This is a genomic window from Halococcus sediminicola (genome assembly GCF_000755245.1).
In the GTDB taxonomy this organism is placed as follows: domain Archaea; phylum Halobacteriota; class Halobacteria; order Halobacteriales; family Halococcaceae; genus Halococcus; species Halococcus sediminicola.
Map to the genome: position 1 here is coordinate 349,650 of NZ_BBMP01000007.1, position 22,438 is coordinate 372,087.

At 66.1% G+C, this 22,438-nt stretch carries 23 protein-coding genes; 10 read left to right on the plus strand and 13 right to left on the minus strand.

Annotated features, from left to right (window positions below; translation table 11 throughout):
- Positions 1–30: 30 nt before the first annotated feature.
- Positions 31–450 carry a hypothetical protein gene (locus tag ACP97_RS05970; protein ID WP_049996916.1) on the plus strand — a complete coding sequence of 140 codons (420 nt, stop codon included), beginning with the start codon at positions 31–33 and terminating at the stop codon, positions 448–450.
- Here ACP97_RS05970 and ACP97_RS05975 read toward each other — a convergent pair.
- A complete protein-coding gene (locus ACP97_RS05975; protein WP_049996917.1) occupies positions 437–1,171 on the minus strand; it encodes an SDR family oxidoreductase in 735 nt (244 codons plus the stop codon). The genes ACP97_RS05970 and ACP97_RS05975 overlap by 14 nt on opposite strands.
- Positions 1,172–1,265: 94 nt before the next feature.
- On the opposite strand from ACP97_RS05975, the gene ACP97_RS05980 reads away from it, so the two are divergent.
- On the plus strand, positions 1,266–2,027 hold the full coding sequence (locus ACP97_RS05980) for an SDR family NAD(P)-dependent oxidoreductase (RefSeq protein ID WP_049996918.1): 762 nt from the start codon (positions 1,266–1,268) through the stop codon (positions 2,025–2,027).
- 28 nt (positions 2,028–2,055) lie between these two features.
- On the opposite strand, the gene ACP97_RS05985 is transcribed toward ACP97_RS05980, so the two are convergent.
- The 9 genes from ACP97_RS05985 to ACP97_RS20350 all read right to left on the minus strand — a co-directional run bounded on the left by ACP97_RS05985 (position 2,056) and on the right by ACP97_RS20350 (position 10,809).
- Positions 2,056–2,253: a hypothetical protein gene (locus ACP97_RS05985; protein WP_049996919.1), complete on the minus strand. Its 198-nt coding sequence runs from the start codon at positions 2,251–2,253 to the stop codon at positions 2,056–2,058.
- A 54-nt stretch (positions 2,254–2,307) separates the two neighbouring features.
- A complete protein-coding gene (locus ACP97_RS05990; protein WP_049996920.1) occupies positions 2,308–3,240 on the minus strand; it encodes a PfkB family carbohydrate kinase in 933 nt (310 codons plus the stop codon).
- 42 nt (positions 3,241–3,282) lie between these two features.
- A complete protein-coding gene (mutL, locus tag ACP97_RS05995; protein ID WP_049996921.1) occupies positions 3,283–5,328 on the minus strand; it encodes a DNA mismatch repair endonuclease MutL in 2,046 nt (681 codons plus the stop codon).
- On the minus strand, positions 5,318–7,957 hold the full coding sequence (gene mutS / locus ACP97_RS06000; protein WP_049996922.1) for a DNA mismatch repair protein MutS: 2,640 nt from the start codon (positions 7,955–7,957) through the stop codon (positions 5,318–5,320). The genes mutL and mutS overlap by 11 nt, the downstream gene beginning before the upstream one ends.
- Positions 7,958–7,980: 23 nt before the next feature.
- Positions 7,981–8,130 carry a hypothetical protein gene (locus ACP97_RS20345; protein ID WP_202593565.1) on the minus strand — a complete coding sequence of 50 codons (150 nt, stop codon included), beginning with the start codon at positions 8,128–8,130 and terminating at the stop codon, positions 7,981–7,983.
- A 22-nt stretch (positions 8,131–8,152) separates the two neighbouring features.
- Positions 8,153–8,797 carry a DsbA family oxidoreductase gene (locus ACP97_RS06005; RefSeq protein ID WP_049996923.1) on the minus strand — a complete coding sequence of 215 codons (645 nt, stop codon included), beginning with the start codon at positions 8,795–8,797 and terminating at the stop codon, positions 8,153–8,155.
- 37 nt (positions 8,798–8,834) lie between these two features.
- Entirely contained in the window at positions 8,835–9,425 is a 591-nt protein-coding gene (locus ACP97_RS06010; protein ID WP_049996924.1) for a 50S ribosomal protein L15e, read from the minus strand.
- Positions 9,426–9,670: 245 nt separating this feature from the next.
- Complete coding sequence (gene corA / locus ACP97_RS06015; RefSeq protein ID WP_049996925.1) at positions 9,671–10,645, minus strand: magnesium/cobalt transporter CorA; 975 nt, start codon at positions 10,643–10,645, stop codon at positions 9,671–9,673.
- A complete protein-coding gene (locus ACP97_RS20350; protein ID WP_202593566.1) occupies positions 10,642–10,809 on the minus strand; it encodes a hypothetical protein in 168 nt (55 codons plus the stop codon). Before ACP97_RS20350 ends, corA begins: the two co-directional genes overlap by 4 nt.
- A gap of 247 nt (positions 10,810–11,056) precedes the next feature.
- On the opposite strand from ACP97_RS20350, the gene ACP97_RS06020 reads away from it, so the two are divergent.
- Positions 11,057–11,251, plus strand: a complete 195-nt coding sequence (locus tag ACP97_RS06020; protein ID WP_049996926.1) for a DUF1328 domain-containing protein — start codon at positions 11,057–11,059, stop codon at positions 11,249–11,251.
- An 8-nt stretch (positions 11,252–11,259) separates the two neighbouring features.
- On the opposite strand, the gene ACP97_RS06025 is transcribed toward ACP97_RS06020, so the two are convergent.
- Positions 11,260–11,841 carry an NADPH-dependent FMN reductase gene (locus ACP97_RS06025; RefSeq protein WP_049996927.1) on the minus strand — a complete coding sequence of 194 codons (582 nt, stop codon included), beginning with the start codon at positions 11,839–11,841 and terminating at the stop codon, positions 11,260–11,262.
- A gap of 47 nt (positions 11,842–11,888) precedes the next feature.
- Complete coding sequence (locus ACP97_RS06030; protein ID WP_049996985.1) at positions 11,889–12,803, minus strand: HhH-GPD family protein; 915 nt, start codon at positions 12,801–12,803, stop codon at positions 11,889–11,891.
- 91 nt (positions 12,804–12,894) lie between these two features.
- On the opposite strand from ACP97_RS06030, the gene ACP97_RS06035 reads away from it, so the two are divergent.
- Both ACP97_RS06035 and ACP97_RS06040 read left to right on the plus strand, forming a co-directional pair.
- A complete protein-coding gene (locus ACP97_RS06035) occupies positions 12,895–13,230 on the plus strand; it encodes a hypothetical protein (RefSeq protein WP_049996928.1) in 336 nt (111 codons plus the stop codon).
- Positions 13,231–13,330: 100 nt separating this feature from the next.
- Positions 13,331–13,534, plus strand: coding sequence for a hypothetical protein (locus tag ACP97_RS06040; protein WP_049996929.1), 204 nt, complete (start codon positions 13,331–13,333; stop codon positions 13,532–13,534).
- Positions 13,535–13,568: 34 nt separating this feature from the next.
- Here ACP97_RS06040 and ACP97_RS06045 read toward each other — a convergent pair whose 3' ends face one another.
- Positions 13,569–14,411, minus strand: a complete 843-nt coding sequence (locus ACP97_RS06045; protein ID WP_049996930.1) for a translation initiation factor eIF-2B — start codon at positions 14,409–14,411, stop codon at positions 13,569–13,571.
- Positions 14,412–14,630: 219 nt separating this feature from the next.
- On the opposite strand from ACP97_RS06045, the gene ACP97_RS06050 reads away from it, so the two are divergent.
- From ACP97_RS06050 to ACP97_RS06070, 5 genes are read left to right on the plus strand one after another with little or no spacing between them, the layout of a single operon-like run.
- Positions 14,631–16,109, plus strand: a complete 1,479-nt coding sequence (locus tag ACP97_RS06050; protein WP_049996931.1) for a metallophosphoesterase family protein — start codon at positions 14,631–14,633, stop codon at positions 16,107–16,109.
- A complete protein-coding gene (locus ACP97_RS06055; protein ID WP_049996932.1) occupies positions 16,106–18,826 on the plus strand; it encodes an AAA family ATPase in 2,721 nt (906 codons plus the stop codon). The genes ACP97_RS06050 and ACP97_RS06055 overlap by 4 nt, the downstream gene beginning before the upstream one ends.
- Positions 18,826–20,052, plus strand: coding sequence for a DNA double-strand break repair nuclease NurA (locus ACP97_RS06060; RefSeq protein WP_049996933.1), 1,227 nt, complete (start codon positions 18,826–18,828; stop codon positions 20,050–20,052). Before ACP97_RS06055 ends, ACP97_RS06060 begins: the two co-directional genes overlap by 1 nt.
- Positions 20,049–20,738: a hypothetical protein gene (locus ACP97_RS06065; protein ID WP_237561105.1), complete on the plus strand. Its 690-nt coding sequence runs from the start codon at positions 20,049–20,051 to the stop codon at positions 20,736–20,738. The genes ACP97_RS06060 and ACP97_RS06065 overlap by 4 nt, the downstream gene beginning before the upstream one ends.
- Positions 20,735–22,390, plus strand: a complete 1,656-nt coding sequence (locus ACP97_RS06070) for an ATP-binding protein (RefSeq protein WP_049996934.1) — start codon at positions 20,735–20,737, stop codon at positions 22,388–22,390. The genes ACP97_RS06065 and ACP97_RS06070 overlap by 4 nt, the downstream gene beginning before the upstream one ends.
- The last annotated feature ends 48 nt before the right edge of the window (positions 22,391–22,438 follow it).

Sequence of the window (22,438 nt, forward strand, 5' to 3'; positions counted from 1 at the left end):
CGACCCCGTCGCCGATTCGAGGCGTCGAGTATGACTCGGGAGAGCGTCGTGTGCGAATCGCTGCTCGAAAACCACGAAGAACTGTTGACGGCAACGCTCGCGTGTGCCGATGGCGTCGCCGAATCGTGGGATGGTGACGCGACGACCGATCGAAAGCGTGTGGTCGAGCCGTTCGAGCGCGCACTCGGCGGGGCGGGCATCGTCGCCCGTCTTCCCGCTCTGCTCGTCGATGCCGTCGATGCGCTCGGCGAAGACCTTCCGGCGGAACCGGTCGCCGCACCGCCCTATCTCGTGGTGACGACCGTCGGGCCGGTGTTGCGCGCGACGCTTTCGAGCGCGCGACTCGTGGTCACGATTCGGGCCTTCGCCATCGAGCGCGACCCGACGCGGTACGTCCGTGGAGCCGCCACCCCTGCCGCGGCGCTCGCCGTCGCGCTCAAAAGCCGCTGAACTTGTCGCGCCGGTAGAGGTCGAGTTCGCTCACCGTCGAGTTCTCCTGTCGGGCGGCGAAGGCGACGGCTTCGGCGATCTCGACTGGCTCGGTGACCTCGCCCTCCGCGAAGCGCTCGTTGAAACTCTCGTCGTCGCCGAACTCCGTGCGCACTTCGGATGGATTGATCACCGAAACGGCGACGCCTTCCTCGCCCACGGCGGCCGCCACGCTGAGCGCGAACCCGCGCACCCACCACTTCGTCGCGGCGTAGACGGGGTTCGATGGACGGGGGTACTGGCCCGCGAAGCTCCCGATACAGACGAGGTTCCCCTCGGATTCTTCGAGAAGCGGCAACGCCGCCCGCGTCGCGAGGAAGGTCCCGTCGACGTTCACGTCCATCATCGCCCGATACTCCTCGGTCGAGAGTTTCGCGACGTCGCCGCCGCGGGCGAGACCCGCGTTGTTCACGAGCACGTCGAGTTCCCCGAACGCCTCGACGGTCTCCGTGAGGAGTTCCCCGACCACTCCCTCGTCTGTCACGTCGGTCGGCACGGCGAGCGTCTCGACCCCGTGATCGTGCTCTACCTCGTCGGCGATTTCTTCTAACCTGTCTTCCCGGCGTGCGGCGAGCGCGACGTTCGCGCCGTCGCGGGCGAGCGCGCGGACCGTTTCGCTGCCGATGCCCGAACTCGCGCCGGTGACGATCGCGCTCTTGCCGTCGAGTGGTTTGGCTGCCATACCGGGCGGTGGAGGGCGACGATGTTCGCTCTTTCGGCGGCGTGCCCTCGTACTGCGGGTCGGTTTTATCTACTCGGCGCATGAGAGATTCGCCATGCAACTGGAGGGAAAAACGGTGTTCATCACGGGCGCAGGGGCAGGCATCGGCCGGGCGAGCGCCGAGCGGTGTGCCGCGGAGGACGCACGGGTCGTCGTCACCGACGTCGATAGCGATGGTGGCGCGGAGACCGTCGAGCGAATCGAGGACGTGGGCGGCGAAGCTACTTTCTACGAACTCGACGTGCGCGACGCAGACGCCTTCGATCGACTCGTCGAGACCACGGCGGAGGAATTCGGTCTCGACGTGCTCGTGAACAACGCGGGCATCGGCCATCCGCCGGCGGTCGTCGAGGAGACGGATCGTGATACGTTCGAGCGGGTGCTCGACATCAACCTCAGAGGGGTCTGGAACGGCTGTCACGCCGCCCTGCCGGTGTTGAAGGGGCAGGGGTCGGGCGCAATCGTCAACGTCGGCTCGCTCGCCAGCATCCTTGGACTGCCGAAACAGTCGGTCTATTCGCTCACGAAGGGCGCGGTGCTCAACTTCACCCGCGCGGTCGCCGCCGAAGCCGGCCCGCACGGCGTGCGCGCCAACGCCGTCTGTCCAGGGTTTATCGACACCGAACTCGGTCGGCAGTATTTCGAATCACAGGACGACCCCGAGACCGTCCGCGAGCGCATGACCGCCCAGTACCCGCTGCGCCGACTCGGCGATCCCGACGAGATCGCCGCCTGCATCGCCTTCCTCGCCAGCGACGACTCCTCGTACGTCACCGGCCACGGACTGGTCGCCGACGGCGGCTACTCGGCGTGGTGACCACAGTCGGACGGGTCCCGAAAACCGCTCACAGCCAGCGGCGGGCGGCCTCACGGGCAATCGTCCACGGAACGAACACGGCGAGTAACACCGACATCGCCATCCCTGGCGTGGGCGACCCTGTCGTGAGCCCCGCATAGAAGGCCACCGCGCCGGTTGCGAGCACACCGACGACCCCGCCCACGTAGTCCGGGTCGTGCCACGAACGCGGGAACTGCTCTGTCATACGACACGACACGTGTACCCGGAAAATAACGATTGCGACACCGTTCGGGGCGGACTATCGGGTTTCGTCGTCCATCGCCGCCACGCAGTCGTCCACTTCTCCGGGCGTCACCACGGGCATCGGTTCGTGGATGGTGCGCGCGAGCGCCCCACAGGCGACTCCGGCGGCGAGCGCTTCGTCCACCCGCTCGCCGTCGAGTCGTCGGGCGAGAAAGCCGCCACAGAGCGCGTCGAACGCGCCGCGCTCGTCGATTACTTCTGTTTCCGGAGGACGGTGCTCGTGGACCGTTCGCTCGTGCCAGACGAGCGCACCGCCGCCCTCGCGGGCGAGCACCACGGTGTCGAGGTCGTGGGCGGCCGCGAGCGCGTGAGCGGTTTCGGGTGGCGAGCCACGTTCGCCGAGCGCCGCCGCACCCGCCTCGCTCGTCAGCAGCACATCGATCGCCGGCAGCAGCGACGCGGTTCGCTCGCACGCCGCCGACGATTCGACCGCTCGCGAACGATCGAGGGCGAGCGCGGTCCGCCCGTCGAAGGCTCTGAACAGTTCTTCGACCGTTCCGGCGAGCGTTTCCGAGAGCGCGAGCGTCGCGGCGCTCGTATAGAGCATCCCAGCCCCGCAAACGTCCCCCGTGGGCAGTTCGTCGGTCGTCAGCGAGGCGACCGCCGCCCCCGCTCGATCGTCGATACGAACGTCCGCCCGCGGTGGCTTCGCCCGCTCGGCGAAGGTCAGTCCCTGTCGGTCCCCGCCCCAGCACACCGCCGTCTCGACGCCGTGGCGTTCGAGTTCGCCGGCCACGCGCCGTCCGAGCGGGCTTTCGGGCAGTTTCGAGAGCCACGCGCTCTCGACACCGAGGCGACTCGCCGCGACCGCGGCGTTCGATTCGGGACCCGTGACCGCGACGCCCAGTCGAGGGGCCGTTTCGAGGCGTGCGCTTCCGTCGGGTGTGAGTTCCAGAGCGGTTGCACCGATGGCGAGGAGATCGGTCATGATTTCGCCACTCGATCGGCGTATATTATTCGCCCGGTCGAGTCACGAATCGTGGCTCGCCCGGCGACCGGCGTGACCGGGGTAGTCGCGCTCGAAGCGCTCGTCGAGTGCGCGCCCGCTCAACTCGACGACGACCGGCCGGCCGTGGGGGCAGGCATACGGGTTCTCGCAGGCGTCGAGCGCGCCCAGGAGGTCAGTCACCGACCCCTCCGACAGCGACGTGTTGGCCGTGACCGAGGGGTAGCACGCGAGGTCCGCGAGCAGCGCGTCGCCGACCTGCGCCACCGTGTCGCCAGGGTCGCGCTCGCCGACGAACGCCGACAGGGCGTCCCGCAGCAGTTCGGGGTCGGCCGCGCCCGAGAGCACCGCCGGCACCGCCCGCACCTCGATTTTCCCCTGTCCGCTCCGAGCGGCTCGGAAGCCGAGGTCCGCGAGCGCGTCGGTGAACTCCGCAAAGAGTGCGTCCTCGGCCGCTGTCAGTTCGACCTCCACCGGATCGGCGAGTTCCTGTATCTCCGTGTCGCCGCCGACGCGCTCGCGCAGGCGTTCGTAGTTGACCCGCTCGTGGGCCGCGTGCTGGTCGACGAGCACGAGTCCGTCGGGCGATTCACAGACGAGATACGTGTCGTGGAGCTGGCCCAGCACGCGCAGGCGCGGCAGCCGCTCGAAGGCCGGTTCGTCGACGACCGCCTCGCCGTCGAGGGTCGCCTGCGCGGGCGTTGCGGTGAACTTCCGCCCCTCCTCGACCGCCCCGTTCTCCACACCGGCCATCGACGGTTTCGACCGCTTCGACGGCTCGGACCGCTGCTCGTCACCCGTTTCGTCCGCCGAGGCTGGGCTCGTCGCCGAGGTTTCCCCGACGGGTTCGCTCGCCGGTTCGTGGCCGGTCGTTTGCGTCTCGTCGGTTTTCGTCTCCTCTGCTCGTACGCCATCTGTCCCCTCATCGGTCGCCGCTGCCGACCGGTCGACGGTATCGCTTTCGCCGGTCGAGTCGGCGGATTCCGGCTCGATGACCGTCTGTTCGGGGGCCGACCGCCCGCGCGGCGCGCCCGAGCGAACGAGACCGGCGTCCAAGAGCGCGCTCTCGACGGCGGCTTTCACCTGCTCCCGAATTTTGTCTTCCTCGGCGAAGCGCACCTCCTGTTTTCGGGGATGGACGTTCACGTCCACGGTGTCGGCCGGCAGCGAGAGAAAGACGACCGCGAAGGGATAGCGGTCGGGCGCGAGTTGTCCTCCATAAGCCTCGACGATGGCGTCCCGAACGGTGCCCGCGCGGACGTACCGACCGTTGACGAACACCGAGCAGTGTGTCGGACTCGCCCGCGTCGTCTCGGGGTGGCTGACGACGCCCTCGACCGATTCGAGCGGTCCCTCCTCGCCTCCCCCATCGAGGGGAACCATCGCCTCGGCGACCTCGCGGCCATACACTGACAAAATCGTGCTTTCGAGGTTTCCCTGCCCGGTCGTCGAGAACACCTCGCGGTCGTCGTGTGTGAGCGCGAGCGAGAGGTCCGGGTTCGAGAGGGCGTAGCCCGTCACCACCCGATTGACGTGTGAAAACTCCGTCGCGTCCTGTTTCAGGTACTTCCGGCGGGCGGGCACGTTGTAAAAGAGGTCGGTAACCTCGACGGTGGTGCCTTCGGGACAGCCGGCCGGTGCGACACTTTCGACCTCGCCGCCGATCATCACGAGTTCGGTGCCGCGACTCGCCCCGCGGGCTTTGGTGCGAACCGTGAGCCGCGAGACCGCGCCGATGGCCGCGAGCGCCTCGCCCCGGAACCCCAGACTCTCCACGCCCGCTTCGAGATCCGTGATGTCGCCGATCTTGCTCGTGGTGTGTTTCTCGACGGCCTTTTCGACACTCGATTCGCTCATCCCGACCCCGTCGTCGGTGACACGAATCCCCTCTTTGCCGCCGCGCTCGACGGCGATGCGCACCCGCGAGGCGTCGGCATCGAGGCTGTTCTCGACGAGTTCCTTTACCACTGACGCGGGCCGCTCGACCACCTCGCCGGCGGCGATGCGCTCGATGGTGGACTGATCGAGTCGCCGAATCTCGCCCGGACCACCCTCTTCGCTAGTTTCCATCGTCGAGTTCCTCCTGCCAGCGTTCGACCTTCGCCATCAGTTCGACCGGCGAGAGTTCGTCGATGTTCGTCGCCCGCAGCCCCTCAACGACCGACTCAGCCGTGGGATCGATCCCGTCCGCCGCATCGTCACTCGATTCGTGTTCGCCGTCGGCTGTTCGCCCGCCATCGGCGCTGGCCGAGCCACGGAACGCTTCGGCCCCGAGGTCGAACACCGCTTGAACGGTCTCGCCCGACGACCCACGCGCCTCGATGGCCTTCTCGGCTCGGAGTTTCGAGAGCACGTCGCGCGAGCGCTCGACGACGGGTTCTGGAACACCCGCGAGGTCGGCGACGTGTACGCCATACGAGCGGTCAGTTGCGCCCTCTTCGATGGTCCGGAGGAAAGTCACCTCGCCGTCCCGCTCGTCGACCGCGACGTGGACGTTCGCCACCCGGTCGAGATGCTCGGCCAGCCCCGTGAGTTCGTGGTAGTGGGTGGCAAACAGCGTCTTCGCGCGCACCTCGTTGTGGAGATACTCGGTCGCGGCCCACGCGATGGAGATGCCGTCGTAGGTCGCCGTCCCGCGCCCCACCTCGTCGAGAATCACCAACGAGTCTTCGGTGGCCGAGTGCAGGATGTTCGCCAACTCGCTCATCTCGACCATGAACGTCGACCGCCCCTGTGCGAGTTCGTCGAGCGCCCCAACCCGAGTATAGATGCCGTCCACGGGCGAAATCCGTGCGCGCTCGGCGGGCACGAAGCTCCCGATTTGGGCCAAAAGGGTGATGAGCGCGTTCTGGCGCATATAGGTCGATTTCCCGCTCATGTTCGGACCGGTGATGACGAGAAACCCCCGCTCGTCGGCAAGCGCGAGGTCGTTCGGGACGAACTCGACTTCCCGTTCGACCACCGGGTGCCGACCCGCTGCGATGTCGATACCCGACTCCACCAACTCTGGTCGGGTCCACCCGTTCTCGACGGCGTGCACCGCGAGACTCGCCAGACAGTCACATTCGGCGAGCGCCCGACCCACGTCCTGAAGCAACTCGGCACGCTCGGCGACGCGCTCTCTGAGATCGACGAACAGTTCGTGTTCGAGGTCGCTCCGGCGTTCCTCGAAGCGGAATATTTCGCGTTCGCGCTCGGCTAACTCCTCAGTGGTGTAGCGTTTCGCGTTCTTCAGCGACTTTATCTCGTCGTACTCGTCGGGCACTTCATCGGTCTCGGAGTTACCCACCTGAATGTAGTAGCCATCGGTCTTGTTCCGGCCCGTGCTCAGGTGGGTAATATCCAGTCGGGACTGCTCGCGCGCGGCAAGCTCGTCCATCCAGTCGAGCGCCTCCTCGTGACCCTCGATGAGGTCGTCCAGTTCCTCGTGATAGCCCCGACGGATGATGTTACCCTCGCGGATGCTCGCGGGCGGGTCCTCGGCGAGCGCGGTGTCGAGTTCGTCGGCCAATCGATCCGCAGCGGTCCCGTCCGGCCGCTCGACGACGCCGGCGAGCGGCGAGTCGCCCAACTCCGAGGAGTCGACTGTCTCGGCGACTGCTTCGAGCACCGCGAGCGTATCGCGCACCCGGAGCAGGTCGCGCGCGTCGGCGCTGCCCGAGACTGCCTTGCTCGCCAGCCGCGCCACGTCGTAACCGTCGCCGAGCGTCTCGCGGAGGCGTTCGCGAGCGAGCGCCGCACCCGTGAGTGCCTCGACGCAGTCCGCCCGTCGTGCGAGTTCGTTTTCCTCTTGAATCGGCCGGCAGAGTCGTTCGCGGAGGGTCCGGCCGCCGGCACTCGTCACGGTGTGGTCGACGACGTCGAGAAGGGAGCGTCCGCCCCCGCCCATCGTCTCCGTGAGTTCGAGGTTGCGCTGGGTGGTCGCGTCGAGCGCGACGCTCCCGCCCGTGTCGTAGGGCTGGAGGCGCGTCATCGACGCTAACACACCGATTCCCGTCTCGTCGACATAGGAGAGCACCGCACCCGCCGCCCGAATCGCGCCCGTGGAGTCGTCGAGACCCACACTCGAAACCGTCGCTTCGCCGAACTGCTCGTTCACCGCGTGCCGTGCCCGCCCCGGCGCGAACGCCTCGGTCGCGTGCAGCGAGAGGGTCGCGTCGGTCGCGCGCAGGCGTTCGAGCAGGTCGTCGTCCGATCGCACGTCGGGGCCGGGCAGTATCTCGGCGGGGTCGAATCGGTAGAGTTCGGTGAGCAGTTCGTCACTATCGAGTTCGGTAGCGTGGAAGCGGCCCGTGGTGACGTCCGCGACCGCGAACCCGTATCCCTCGTCCACTTCGACGACGGCAGCGAGATATCGCGCGTCGGCGTTCGTGCGTTCGAGGAGCGTTCCCGGCGTGACGACGCGTTCGATGGCCCGCTCGTGGCCGCCATCGACCTCGTACTGGTCGGCGACGGCGACGCGATAGCCGCGCTCGACGAGTAGCTTCAGGTAGGCCGTGAGTTCGCTGAGGGGCACGCCGGCCATCGGATACGAGGAGCCATGCGAGGACTTCTTCGACACCTTGAGGTCGAGTTCCCGTCCCACGAACTCGGCGTCGTCGGCGAAGAACTCGTAGAAATCGCCACACTGCATCGCCAGCAGGTCGGCCTCCGTTTCCTCCTTGAGTGCGAGGAACTCCCCGACGATTCCCTCGGTCATGGCCTCGTTCGGGGCACATCGCGCTAAAGCCTGTGGGTTCCGACCTCGTGATCGGAAAACGCGAGGTCCGATGCCACCACACCGGGGACGGCGAACGTGGTCGCCCGTGCGCTCGCCGGCATCGAGGCGTTGCTCGGGTCGCTACTGATGGCGCTCCTGTTGTTCGTGCTCACTCGCCGGGTTCGATAGAGATTCTCAGCCTTCGACGAGCCGTTGGAGGTGTTCGGGCGGGACGGCCCCGCGGGCGGCGTAGCCCTCGTAGGCGAACGTCGGCACGCCCGTGATGCCCACCTGTTTGGCCTCGGTGAAACGCTCTTCGAGGGCCGCCTCGCGCTCGTCGTCGTCGATGGCCGCTCGAACGTCGTCGGCGTCGATGCCCACCTCCGTGGCGATGTCGGCCAGCACGTCGGGGTCGCCGATGTCGCGTTCGTCCTGCCAGAGCGCGTCGAACACCCGCTCGTGAAAGCCCTCGAACTGCTCGGGGTGTTCGTCACGAACGTAGAGGGCGGCCTGCTGGGCGTTCTTCGAATCTACGTCCGTGGCGATCGACAGCGACATCTCGACGTCGTACTCCTCCTGGAGGCGCTCGACGTTCTCCCTCGCCTGCGCGTAGTATTCTTCGTCCTTACCGTTGTCGACGGTCGAATCGATGTCGCCGTCGGGACCGCGCTGGCCGCCACGGAGGTCGAACGGTTGCCACTCGACGGCGAGCGGTTCGTCCCTGTTCTCCCGATACTGCTCCAGCGACGCCTCGCCGAGATAGCAAAAGGGACAGACGTAATCGGCGTACATCGTGAGCGATTCTTCGTTCGTCTCGCTCGCAGCGGTGTCGTGACTCATCACTCGGGATAGGCGCTCGAATCGGAAGAAGGACCCGTTACTTCCCGCGACCGCGGTCGCCGTTGACGCTCGGGCGAGTGTGTTCGGCTCCCTTGCCCTTCGTGTCGAGTCCGCGCCCGCTCGTGCCGGCGCTCGTGAGACCGCGGAACGCCCGACCACGGTGGGAGTCGTCACAGATCCAGTTCAGATCGTCGTCGTTCTCGATGGCCGGATGCTCGGGATCGACGAGGATCACTTCGAACCACTTTTGATTGCCGTCCTCCCCGACGGGATAGGAGTTCAGCACTCTGAGATTCGTGAACTTCCGGCTGGAGCGCTCCTCGGCGATGCGCTGGATGGATTTGCGTCGGGTGACGCGGTTGACGCCCTGCCGTTTCGTCCGCCGGCCGGCCTTGTGGCGCACCTTGCGCGCGGTTCCCTTGCGGACCGCGACGCGGGCGAGGACGACGCCCTGTTTTGCCTTGTAGCCGAGCGAGCGCGCCCGGTCGAGGCGAGTCGGTCTCTCGATGCGCTCGATGGCCCCCTGTTCGCGCCACTCCTGAAGCCGCCGCCATTGGAGCTCGGCGTGCATTTCGTTGTCCGCATCGTGCCACGCGTCGCCGACGTGTGCGTAGAAGCTTCGTGCCATGGTTATCTGCGGGCGTTGGTGGTTCAGCCCTCGGGCGACGACCGCCGCACGGTCGCGCCACAGGCCACATACCGGCCCGCTGTGTGGCGTTCACACGAGCAGGTGCCCGCCGGTGCCCGGTCCCCAGCGAGTTGTCGTCCGTTTCGGCGGTTCGCTGTTAAGCGCTTCGAAACCGTTCGTCCGGTCGCCCGTTTCGATCGATTCGTTCCGTCTACAGTTCTCACTCTCGCCCTCTCGATGGCGGACTAGAGCCAGCCCTCCCGGCGGAAGTAAACGACGAGCACGAGCGCGATCGCCGCCATCCCGGCGAGAACCGCCGGATAGGCGAACGGCCAGCCGAGTTCGGGCATGGCGACCGCCCCGCCTTTGAAGTTCATTCCGTAGATGCCGGCCACGAGCGAGAGCGGCAGCACGATCGAGGCCACCACGGTAAGCACTCGCATCACCTCGTTGGTCGACGCCGAGAGGGCATTCAGATACAGTTCCCGCGAGCCGATGAGGAGGTCGCGGTAGGTCTCGGTCAGCGCCACGAGCTGGGTGAGATGGTCGTAGGCATCGCGGTAGTACTTCTCGGTCGTCTCGGCGACCCACTCCGCACCGCCGCCGGCGAGCGTGCCGACCGCCCGCTGAGTGGGCCAGAGCAGTCTCCGCACGGCCAGCAGGTCGCGGCGTACCTCGTTGATATCGTTCAGATCCTCGACCGACGGGGCGCTGAGTAACTCCTCCTCGATGCGTTCGATGCGAGACTCGATCTCGTCGAGGGTGGCGAAGTAGTCTTCGACCGTCCCGTCGACGATGCGATAGGCAACGAAATCCGGGCCGCGCCCGAGCGCCCGACCGTGATCGCGCGTCGCCGCCCAGACCCGCTCGACGGCCGGTATCGATGACGGCGTGAAACTGACGAGCCAGTCCGGCCCGACGAACAGTCCGACCGGTTCGTCGGATATCTCCTCGGCGAACGTGGTGGCGTCCCCGCGGAGTTCGACGGTTCGCATCAGCACGAACGTGTAGCCGTCGAACGACTCGGTCTTCGGGCGGACGCCGTTCAGCACGTCCTCGACGGAGAGTCGGTGGATGTCGAACACCGCCGCGACGCGCGTCAGTTCGGTCCCATCGCCGGTGACGTGTACCCACGCCGTCCCGGATGTGTCCCGTGCGGCCTCAAAGTCCTCGTGAAGCCGTACCCCCTCGGAACCCGCCGACAGCGCAGCGACGGTCACGATCGATCCTCCGAATCGGACTCGCCGACCGTCAGCAGCGTGAGCCCCACCATCACGCCGGGAAGCGAGAGTTCCCGCCCCGGATACGGTGTCGCAACGCCAACCACGTAGCCGGCCGTTCCGCCGACCGTGAGGAGGACACCGACGGTGAACGTGCGATTCATAGCCGGTCGAGACCCGCTCACGAAAAAACCGTTTCCCCAAATTTCCGTAACCCGTCGACGGGCCATCGACCCCGCGGCCGGCCGATGGCGATACCGGGCGCGAGCGTGGGCCAGTATATAACGCCGGCAAGTGCAAGCCCTACCGTCAATACTGGTGTAGGCAGTGGCTGTAAACGATGTTTCGAACATCTCTCACAGCCGATAGCGTTCGGAAACGATCGATCGCCCTCGCGGGGGTAGCTCACCGATGAACGCCCTCGCCCTCGCCGGCACGGCGCTCCAGTTCTCGGGTGACTTCCTCTACCTGGCGGTGGTCTTCATCGTCCTCGCCATCGTCGCCTACCTCGCCGGCGCGCAGGGCATCGCGGGTCTCTCCGCTGGAATCGCTCGCATTCTCATCATCGTCTTCGTTGTCCTCGCCATCGTCTCGCTCATCCTCTAAAGCGGGATTCAGTCGTCGGCACCGACGTTTTGCGTACTTTCGAGACACGGCGGGTCGGGTTCGATGGTCGCGTACTCGACCGCCCGCCGGCCGAGCGTCGCCACGCGTTCGCGGGAACTCTCGTCGAGAAGTTCGCCGTGCTCGAACTTTTCACTGACCTGCGGAACGGCGGCCTGATGGGGAATGACCCACGCGTTGAGCGCCCGCGCCACGGAGCGAAGGTGATCGAGCGGCGTGATGGGAAAGGCCCCGCCGGAGACCGACAGCAGGCCCACAGTAGTGTGTTCGAACTCGTCGAACCCGCAGTAATCGAGCGCGGTCTTCAGCACCGACGAGTACGACCCGTGATAAGTGGGTGTCCCGAGGAGAACGCTGTCGGCCGCCCGAACTCGCTCTTTGAGCACGGCCACGTCGCCAGTGTCGCGCGCGTCGGCGTCGAACACCGACAGGTCGAGGTCACGGAGGTCGATGCAGTCGGTGGTCGCGCCCATCGCCTCGCTTTCGGCCAGCGTGATTTCGAGCGCGAGGCGTGTATAGCTCTCGTCCCGGAGGCTGCCGGCGAGCGCCACGACGTGTGGACGGTCAGTCATGGCCACGATGAGAGAGTGAAGGATAAAGCACCGACGGTCGGCGCGCCTCAGCGCCGCAGCCGGGCCGACGTCTCGCCGTCGGTATCGAGCGCGACCAGCCCGTCGTCTTCGAGGTCGGCGAGCAATCCCCGGAGCCAGTCGCGGCCGTGCTCGCCCTCCGGCGTGTAATCGACACGCACTCTCGGACCGAGTTCCGAGAGCGCCAGTTCGTCGTACTCGCCGAGCACGCGGACGACGCGACCCCGGAACTGCCGGCGACTCCCCTCGAAGGGCGATTGGGTGGGTACGTCGGGCGCGCTGAAATCCCCCGTCGCGTAGGCCCCACACCAGCCGCGCCACGGGCAGGATTCTTCGTCGCAGGCGGGCGTTTTCGTACACGCCACACCGCCGAGTTCCATGATCGCGTTGTTCCAGACGCGCGATTCGTCGTCGGGCAGCAACTCCCCAGCGGCGTCCTCGAAGGCCGCATCGTCGTCGGGCATGTCGAACGCCCGGTAGAGCACGCGCTTCACGTTGGTGTCGACCACCGCGTTGCCGTTGTCGAAGGCGAAACTCGCCACCGCGTTCGCGGTGTAGGGACCGACGCCCTGTAGTTCCTGTAAGTCGTCGGGGTTTTCGGGAAACTCGCCATCGAACTCCGCGACGACCTGCCCGGCCGCCTCGTGGAGATAGCGCGCCCGATTGTTGTAGCCCAGGCTGTGGTCGCTCCAGAATCCCACTACGGCGGAGCGGTCGGCGGCTGCGAGGCGCTCGACATCGGGCCACCGCTCGACGAAGTCCGCGAACGCAGCCACCACGCGGTCGAGTTGGGTCTGCTGGCTCATCACCTCCGAGACGAGGATCTCGTAGGGGTTGGTCGTCTCGCGCCACGGGAATTTTCGATGGTCCCCCTCGTACCACTCGACGAGCGCACGGCGCACGCTATCGAGGTCGTCCGGCAACGAGGACGCGGACTCGCTCATCGGTTCGCGTACGACGAGACGGGTCATACGCGTGGCGGTCCCGAACGCGCCGACCCGAAAGCGGTTTGCAGTCAGCGGGTCGAAACCGGCCATGAGCCTCGACGACCTCTCCGACGACGTCGAATCACGCTACACCGACCTCGGCGACGAGATAACCACGGGTCTCGACCGCGAGACGCGCAACGAACTCGCGCTCTTGACGGCTGCACTCGGTCCCGACGAGACCGACGAACTGCTCCGGCGGGCGGTCCACACCCTGTTTCAGACCACCGTCGAGACCGGCCGGCTCGATTTCCACCTCCGCAGCAGTTACGACGTGACCTACGACGAGTACCTCTCGGGGATGACCTACGACGAGATGGCCGGCGGAATGGACATGCAGAGCCAGACCCAGAGCCAAGACGACGTCCATCGGTATCAGTACTGATTTTCCCCGATTCGACAATCATCACCATCGATTGGAAACGAACACCATCGAACGCCGCTAGCCGTCAACCCTATTGCCGTCGCGGCCGTATCTTGAATCGATGACGCCCTCCGACATCCATCCGCCGGACAGCGGCGCGCCGCGCAAGGCGGTGCTCTACTGTCCCGCGTGCGGCCACGACAGCCCCGTCGATGGCGACTGGCGTGTCGAACGCGACGAGAGCGACCCCGAACGGGTCGATTATCGCTGTCCCCACTGTGAGTTCGCCATCACGAACCGTCCCCGCAAACTCGTCTGTCCGTGACGACTAATCACCTCTCGACGACTGCCATCGCGCCTCAGCGCATACCCTCGTCGGTGATGACCGAATCGACGAGGCGCAGCGGCGTCGCGTCGTAGGCCGGGTTCTCGATCCAAAATCCCTCGGCGGGTTCGCGCATCACCTCGCTGCTCGCCCGGAACTCGTTTTCGAAGACGAACCCCTCGTCGATCACCTTCGCGCCGGAGCCGATCACGGTGACGGGCGTGTCGGTCTCGGCGGCGGTCGCGGCGATCGGTAGGCTGCCGATGCGGTTGTAGAGGGTTTCGCCGACGATGCAGTCCATTCCCATCAGTACCCTGTCGCACTCGGGCAGGAAGTGGCCGCAGGCGCTGTCGACGACGAGGTGTGTCTCGACGGGGTCGATGGCCGCGAGCGTGCGCGCGCTCTTGCGCCCGAGATAGCGTGGCCTGGCCTCGGTTACATATACTGTGAGTTCGGCTCCCTCGCGCCCGGCAAGTTCGATGGCCTCCAGCACCGTCGAGGAGTAGTCGTGCGTCAACACCGTCATTCCGTCCTCAAGCGCCATCGCGCCGTACTCGGCGGCCCGGCGTTTGGCCATCTCGACGCGCTCGACGACCTCCCGGACCGCCTCCCGGGTGCGCGCTTTGGCCGCCTCGATATCCGGGAAGTCCTCGTCGAGTGCGTCGACGATCTCGCGCTGGGTGTTCTGCAGCGAGGCGTGTGAGGGGTTGGCCTGTCGCAGTGCCGTCGAGTTGCGCTCGACGTCCCTGAGATAGTCGTCGAGGCTCCGGAACTCGCGCTCGGTGAGCGACGCGAGTGCGTGGGCGGCTTTGACGGCGACCACCGAGGAGCTGTGGGTCTGCATCTCGCGTATCTCCTCGACCGTCTCGTCGATCATACGCCTACCCTCTCGCGTCTCGGTAAAAGTCGTTCCGGCCCGCCGTTTCGGTCGTTTCGAGCACGCCCGGAACCCGTCGCATCGGCGTGGCTCGTCACTTTCACCCTGCTTTGCCCAGATTTATGTCCCGTCGCGTGGCGAGTTCCTGTATCGTGTCGATCCGTTCGATTCCCCACTCGTCCCGTTCGACCGGTCGAACAGCGCGTGAGGGGTGGTGACGTGCGGCTGGCACACGCCGCCGACATCCACCTCGGCCACAGACAGTACGACCTCTCACAGCGCGAATCCGACGTCAGGCTTGCTTTCGAGCATTTCCTGAAGAAGACCCGTGAACACGACGTGACGGCCATCCTGATTCCGGGCGACCTCTTCGATTCGCGCGACGTGAGTCCGAAGACCCTCAAGCGAGCCGAGTCGCTGCTCGCCGACGTCGAGGTGCCCGTACTCGTCTCGCCGGGCAACCACGACCAGAGCATGAGTACCCGGCGGGAGTTGACGTGGCTGCAGTATCTCAACGACAGCGGTCTCGTCACGCTGCTGTCGGGAACTCCGCGGGACGAACCAGCGTTCGTCCGGACCGATCTCGCCGAACCACGGCAGGGCGGCGGCGGGTTCGTCGATATCGAGTCGGACGGCGAGACGGTGCGCTGTTTCGGCGTGCCGTATCGCGGCGCGTACATCGACACCGACCTCCCGAAGGTCGCCGACGGCATCCGAGCGGTCGAAGAGCGCGAAGGGCCGGCCGATACGACCGTGTTGCTCGCCCACTTCGGCGTCGACGACGCGGTGCCGGACCTCGGCGCGACCGTCAAGCGCGCGTGGCTGACGCCGATCGAGGAGCGGGTGGACTACCTCGCGCTCGGCCACATCCACAAACAGTACGAGACCGGAACCGTCGGCCGAAATCCGGGCAGTCTCGAAGCGCTCGACATCCAGGAAGGCCGGTGGGACGAGGCCCACGGCTACTATGTCTTCGACACCGAGGACGGGACCGCCGAGCACCGCCTCTCGCATCGCCGGCCGTACCACACCATGAGTTTCGACGTGTCGGACTATCGCACCTTCGAAGACCTCCGCGTCGAGTTCGCGGCGGCGCTCGACGACGAGCGCCCGTCGGTCGAACGCACCTGCGAGCGCGAGATTCATTGCGACGGAAACGGCAACCGCCGCGCACCGGTCGTGAACGTGCGCTTCGTCGGTACGCTCCTGCTCGATCACGGGAGCTTCGACGTCGAGGCGCTGCGCGACCTCGCCGCCGACCGGCTCGATGCCATCCATGTGCAGCCGACGAACAACACCGAGCGCAAGGCCATCGCGGAGCTGCTCGGCGACGTCGAGCGTGACGAGGCCTTCGACGCCGACGGCACCGTCAATACCGACGTCCTTCAGGAACGGGTTTTCACCACCATCGCGGGCGAATCACGCTACAGCGCCGAGACCGAGGCCGTAGCGCGGACGCTCGACGAACTCGAAGGACTCGTGACCAACGAGGGCGAGGGCGTGAGCGAGGTCGCCGACTACCTCGGCGAGCGCCGGCGCGAGCTGTTCCCCGACGGTGCGGCCGAGTCCGGCGACGAGCCGGCGGGTGCGGATGTGGAGACCGGTGATGGCGCGGAGACTGGTGAGACGGCGAGCGACGACGCTGCGAGCGAGGGACGGACGAGCCAGCAGACCCTCGACGCGCGGGGAAGCGAATGAGCATCGTCATCGAGCGGGTGACTCTCGATGGAATCAAGAGCTACGGCGAGGAGACGACCATCGACCTCGGGGCGGGCGTGACGGCCATCCTCGGCGACAACGGGGCCGGCAAGAGCACGATCCAGGAGGCCGTCGGTTACGCGTTGTTCGACAGCCATCCGTTCAGCAATCAGGAACGGCTCGTGCGCGACGGGGAGTCGGCGGGCGAGATCACCGTGACGTTCACCAACCGCGCGACCGACGAGGAGTACACGGTGCGTCGGTGGGCCGGCCGGTCGACGTACGAGGTCGAGAACGCCGACGGCGACCGTCTCTCGCTCGACGGGACGAGCGAGATCAAGGGCTGGCTCTGCGAGCAACTCGGCGTCGGCGACCCCGACGACCTCTCTCAGGTCTGGGAGCGAAGCGTCGGCGTCGCCCAGACCGACTTCCTCGCGGACTTCACGAAGACCGAGACCGAGCGCATCGACACGTTCGACCCACTGTTCGACATCGAGCGCTACCGCGAAGCCTACAAATCCCTCGGCGGACTCGACGAGGAGTTCGACGACGACATTCAGGACCACCGCGACGAGATCATCGGTCTCGCGACCAGACTGGAGGACCTTCCGGAGATCAAAGCGCGCGTCGAGGAGTACGAAGCGAGCATCGAGGAACTGGCCGACGAGATCGAGACGCTGGAAGCGGACATCGAGGAACTGGACGACGAGCGCGAACGCCTCGAAGGAGTCGAGGAGGACCTCGACGAGGCCGAACGGGAGTTGGCGACGCTCGACGACACGAAGATTCCGGCACAGGAGAAGAGCCTCGACTCCGCGAAGGAGCGCCGCGACGAGGCCAGGAAAGCCGGCGAGACGCTCGCATCGGTTCGTGAGGGCTACGAGCGCCACGAGGCGGCACAGGACCGTCTCGACGAGTTGCAGGAGCGCCGAAGCGAGCGCGAGGACCTCGACGACGAGCGCAACGAGGCCGGAAACGAGATCGACTTGCTCAAGCATCGGGTCGCGGAGGCCAAAGACGACCTCTGCGCGGCCGAGCGGGCACGCGAGCGGGTGCGCGAACTCGAACCCGAAAAGGAGCGCCACGAGGAGCTCCGGGAGGCGGTGTCGCAGTTGGAGGACGACGCCGAGCGCCTCGACGAGATCGAGGATGAACTGGCGGACGTCGACGACGACATCGAGGAGCGACGGGCCGAGGCCGCGGAACGCGAATCGTCCATCGAAGAAGCCGAAGCGCAGCGCGAGGAGGCCGAAACGCTCGCCGCGCGACAGGACGACCGCCAGGACCTGCTCGCCGAGCGCAAGTCCTTGGAAGCCGAACGCGAGGAACTGCGTGCACAGAACGAGGAGTTGCGAGCCATCGACATCGACGATACCGAGGTCTCGTGTCCGACCTGCGACCAGCCCGTGACCGCAGACCACCGCGAGAGCGTCATCGAGCGCAATCGCGAGCGTATCGAGATGCTCACCGAGGAGCGACTGTCGACCATCGAGGCGGAGATCGAAACCATCGAAGAGCGCATCGAGGCGGCGCGAGAGGCGAAGGAGGCGACCGACCGGATTCCACAGCTCGAACGCGAACTGGATACCATCGAGGACGACGTCGCCGAACTGGAGGCCGAAAAGAAGGAGTTCGAAGCCGAGCGCGACGCCCTCGAAACGCGCGTCGAGGAACTGCCCGACAAGCGCGAGGCGATGGCCGACCGCGAGGGCGTGGCAGACGAGTACCACACCGCGAAGGCGGCCATCGAGAGCGCCGATGGAGCCGCCGAAACGCTCCACGATGCGCGCGATGACCTCGGCGAGCGACTCGTCGCCTATCGGGAATTCGGCGACGAACTCGCCGACTTCGACGGTCTCGACGACGATATCGAGGCGGCGAAGGAGACCATCGACGAAACCGAGGCCGCCCATCGAACCTACATCCAGAACGAACCCGTCGCCGAGAGCCTCGACGAGCGACAGGAAACCGTCGAGGAGGAGGGTGAGGCGCTGGCGCGGTTGCGCGCCGAGCGAAAATCGGTCCACGAACGCGTCGCGGAACTCGACGAGAAATTCGATGCAGCACAACTCGACGACATCAAGGAGGAATTGAGTGAGCGGCGTGAGACCCGCGCCAAGCGCGAGCAGCAGCGCGAGGACAGGGAAGAGGACCTCGCGGAGGCACGCAAGCGCCTCGACGACCTCGAAGAAAAGCGCGAGCGGAAGGGTGAGTTGGAGGCGGAGATGAGCGAACTCGAACGCGATAGAGAATTTGCCCGGTGGGCGCGAACCAGCCTCCAGCAGGGAGCCGAGGACCTCCGCGACCTCACGACCAGCGAGATCGGCGACCGGGCGAACGCCATCTATCAGGAACTGCGTGCCGCCCCGACCGAGACGCTGGTCTGGGACAAGACGTACAACCTCCGGGTTCGCGTGCGCGGGCAGAACAAGCCGTTCGATACGCTCTCGGGCGGCGAGAAGATGGCCGCGGCACTGTCGGTTCGGCTCGCGGTTCTCGAACGCCTCGCCTCGGTCGGAATGGCGTTTCTCGACGAGCCGACCGCGAACCTCGACCGGGGCAAGCGCGAGAACCTCGTGAGCCAACTGGAGCGCTTCGATCAGTTGAACCAGCTGCTCGTCGTCAGCCACGACCGGACCTTCGAGTCGATGACCGAGCGGGCGGTCGAACTCGAAAAAGACGAGGATCGGGAGCTGACGCGGGTGGTGAGTGACTGATGCCGTTCTATCCCGGTGTGGTGGCGAACGATCTCCAGAACTACACTGAGGAGATCAAAGAATACACTGACGACGAACGGGTCGTGGCGAAATATCGTGATGCATTCGACGATGCGCTCGCGGAATATGATGCGGACCGTCTCCGCGAGCGGTTCGACACGAACGCCTATCCCGGCGCGCTGCCGACCGCGGACTGGGACGAGCACGACCGACCGGTCGACCCGTTCGACATCTCTGCCTCGTGGGAGAACCACGAAGCGATCAATCGGTTCGCGAAAGATGTCCTGGAAGGTGTCACGACTATCGCCGCCGATGGTTCCGAACTCGGGCCGACGACGGAGTTCACTGTTCCGCTCGGTCTCGTACAGGTCGCGTGGACCGCAAACCATCACGATCCCGATGGTGATTACGACGGTGACGTGGAGCCCCGAATCCTCGGGCCCGAAGCAGTCACCGAATCATCCGGCGATGGCGACGGTGTCCGGTACCCCGATAAACAGGCCCCGAGCCACGAGCGTTACTACGATGAAGGAGCGACGGTCGTCGGGTGTATCAAGAAGTTCGCCGATTACGAGCCGACACCGGTCATCGTCTACGACGGAGCGCTCGTCCCGTCGTTCGCGGATACGTATGCGCCGGACGTGCGCGAGAACTACCACGAAACGATGGCGGAGATCCTCGCGGTGAGTGAACATCACGAGGTCCCCGTCGTCGGCTACGTCGCAGGAACGAAACGAAAGAACATCGCGAAGATGCTGCAGCAGACGTATCCCGAACTGCTCTCCGACGAGCCGACCGTTGCTGACGCACGCATTCTCGATGGGTTTACCGAGAACTGGGGCGACCGATCGCTGGTGTTCGTCAACAGGTGGGACAGTACGGTCGACGAACTCGAATACGTCTACGAGAACACCGAATACGGCTACGAGGAGGAGGTGCTGTTCACGTACCTCGACGTGCCGGGCGGCAGCGCGATGGACTACCTCGAATTCCCCGAGTGGGTCCAGCGCGACGGCTGGACCGAGCACGTCCTCGACGTCGTTCGCGCTGAGACCGGCGTCGGGCGCGGCTATCCGGAGATCCTCCAGCAGGCCGACGCCAACGCCGTCTTGGACATGGGCGCGAAAGAGCGGTTCCTCTCGCTCGTCCAGGAATTCGCCGACCAAGAGGATCTGCCGATCGAATGGGACGCGAAGACGCTCAGTAAGGAGCGACGACGCCGATGAGCAGCGAATTCGGCCACAAAGATCAGACAGCTATGACAGTCGACGAACCGGTCATCGGTGACGATGACCTCACGATTGCCAGTATCGTCCAGTCGAACGGCCAGATGGACTACGTCGCAGAGGTGTACCGCGACCACGAGCGCGAGCGGGTCCCCGAAAAACAGGACTACGAGTTCGGCCAGCCTGTGTACGCCAAAACGACGGTGCACGGCGAGGAGCGCGCGCTCGTCGGCGTCGTCTACGAGTCGCTGCTCGTCAATCCCGACCAAGGCCGCGACGGGCCGCGGCTCTCGACCCCGGATCAGGAACTGTTCGTGCCGGGTTACGTCGACGAGAAGCAGACGCTGCTCGGCATCGCGCTGCTCGGGTCCGCCGAACTGACGCCGGTCGAGGGTGGGCAGGGATTCGCGTCGGTGTCCCAGGAGCTGCCGCGGTGGACGCTCGATATCGACGATTCGGTGTCGAAGCTCTCCGACGCCGGCTTCCGACGATTTCACCGGCCCGACGGGCAGTTCGCGCTGCGATACTACGACCGGCTCGTCGCCACCGCCGAGCGGTTCGGTGCGGAGGTGACGCTCTCGCTGATCGAACGACTGCGCGCGGAGACCGAGCAGGAAGCGATGCTCGACGTCATCGAGCGGAAGGTCCGCTGGGAGACCAGTTCCGATAGAGGGGTGATTCGGTGAGCGACGTGCCCGAACCACCCACGAGTCGCGGGATGGACGCCGCCTCCGAGACCGTGGTCGGCACGGTGGCCGAACCCGGCGAGGGCGCCGACGAGTTCGTGTTCGTCGCGCCGAACACGGTCGAGGTTCGAACCGGCGAGTTCGTCGTCTACGAGACGACCGTCGAGGGTGAATCCCGCGACGTGCTCGCCCGCGTCACGAACGCCGAGCAGGAGCGCGGGCTACCCGGCGAGTTCCTCGCCGATCCGGGTGTGGAGCCGGAGACCGTCGCGGACGCGCTCGGCGTGCCGAACGGTAACGTCGAGATCGACCGCGTGACCGCGCGCGTCGTCGGTTACTTCGATGCGGAGATGGCGACCTTCGCCAACCCGCGCTCGCTGCCCGACCCCGGTTCGCGCGTCGCGCTCGCAAACGACGAGTTTCTGGAGGCGGTGCTCCCGGCCGCGGACTGGGAAGATGAGAGCGCCACCGCCCACGTCGGCTGGCTGCTCAACCGCGAGACGAAGGCTGCGAACGTCTTCATGCCCATCGATTCGTTCGCCGCGACACACCTCGCGGTGCTCGCCTCGACGGGGAGCGGGAAGTCCTACACCGCGAGCGTCGTCATCGAGGAGATGCTGCGCCCGCAGTCGCGGGCCGCGATGTGCGTCTTCGACCCGCACGGCGAGTACGACACCCTCGACGGGATGCGAAAGGACGGGCATGCCTCGGTGTTTCAGGACGGGGCGTACACGCCCGAGGTCAACGTCGTCACGCCCGACGAGATCACCGTTGCGATCCCCGACCTGAACTACGGCGACCTGCTGTCGTTCCTCGACAAGCCGAGCGACAAGATGAAGTATCTCCTCCAGCAGGCGTGGCGTGCGCTCCAGCGCGATAGCAACCAGATCAGCGTTCGTGACATCACCTCCAAATGCTACGAGATCGACGGACAGGATAGCGACACGGCCGGAGCACTCGAATGGCGGCTCAATCGTGCGCTCGATCGCGATCTGTTCGCCAGCGCGGCGCGCAACGATCTCACCGATCTCGTCGCGCCGGGACAGGTGACGATCCTCCAGTTGAACCGCCTCTCGGAGGACGACCAGCAGATGCTTGCGGCCGCGCTGCTCCGGAAACTCTACGAGGCGCGCAAGGACGCGATGCGTGGCGACGGCGACGATCTCGACTTCCCGCTGTTCACGCTGCTGGAGGAGGGCCATCGCTTCGCGCCGGACGGCAGCGCCCGCTCGCTGCCGATTCTGCGGACCATCCTCTCGGAGGGTCGAAAATTCGGGTTCGGTGTGGGCATCATCTCACAGCGGCCCTCGAAGCTCGACGCCGACGTGCTCTCGCAGTGTGGCACGCAGATCATCATGCAGATCCAGAACCCGAACGACCAGCAGGCGATCCGCCAATCGGTCGAGAGCGCTGGCGAGGACGTGCTTGACGAACTTCCGGGGCTGACGCCCGGACAGGCCGTCATCGCCGGTGACGCGATGAACACACCAGTACTGACCCGGATTCGTGAGCGCCACACGCGCCACGGGGCCGAGAGTCTCGATGCAACCAGCGAGTGGCGCGATAGCTGGGAATCCTGGCACGCGGAGCGCAATCGTGGCGTGGTCGATCCGTACGAATCCGACGAGGAAGTGGACGAGACGCCGCTGTGAGTCGTGGCTTTCCAAACAATGATTTAAATCGTATGCGGTAGTTTTCGG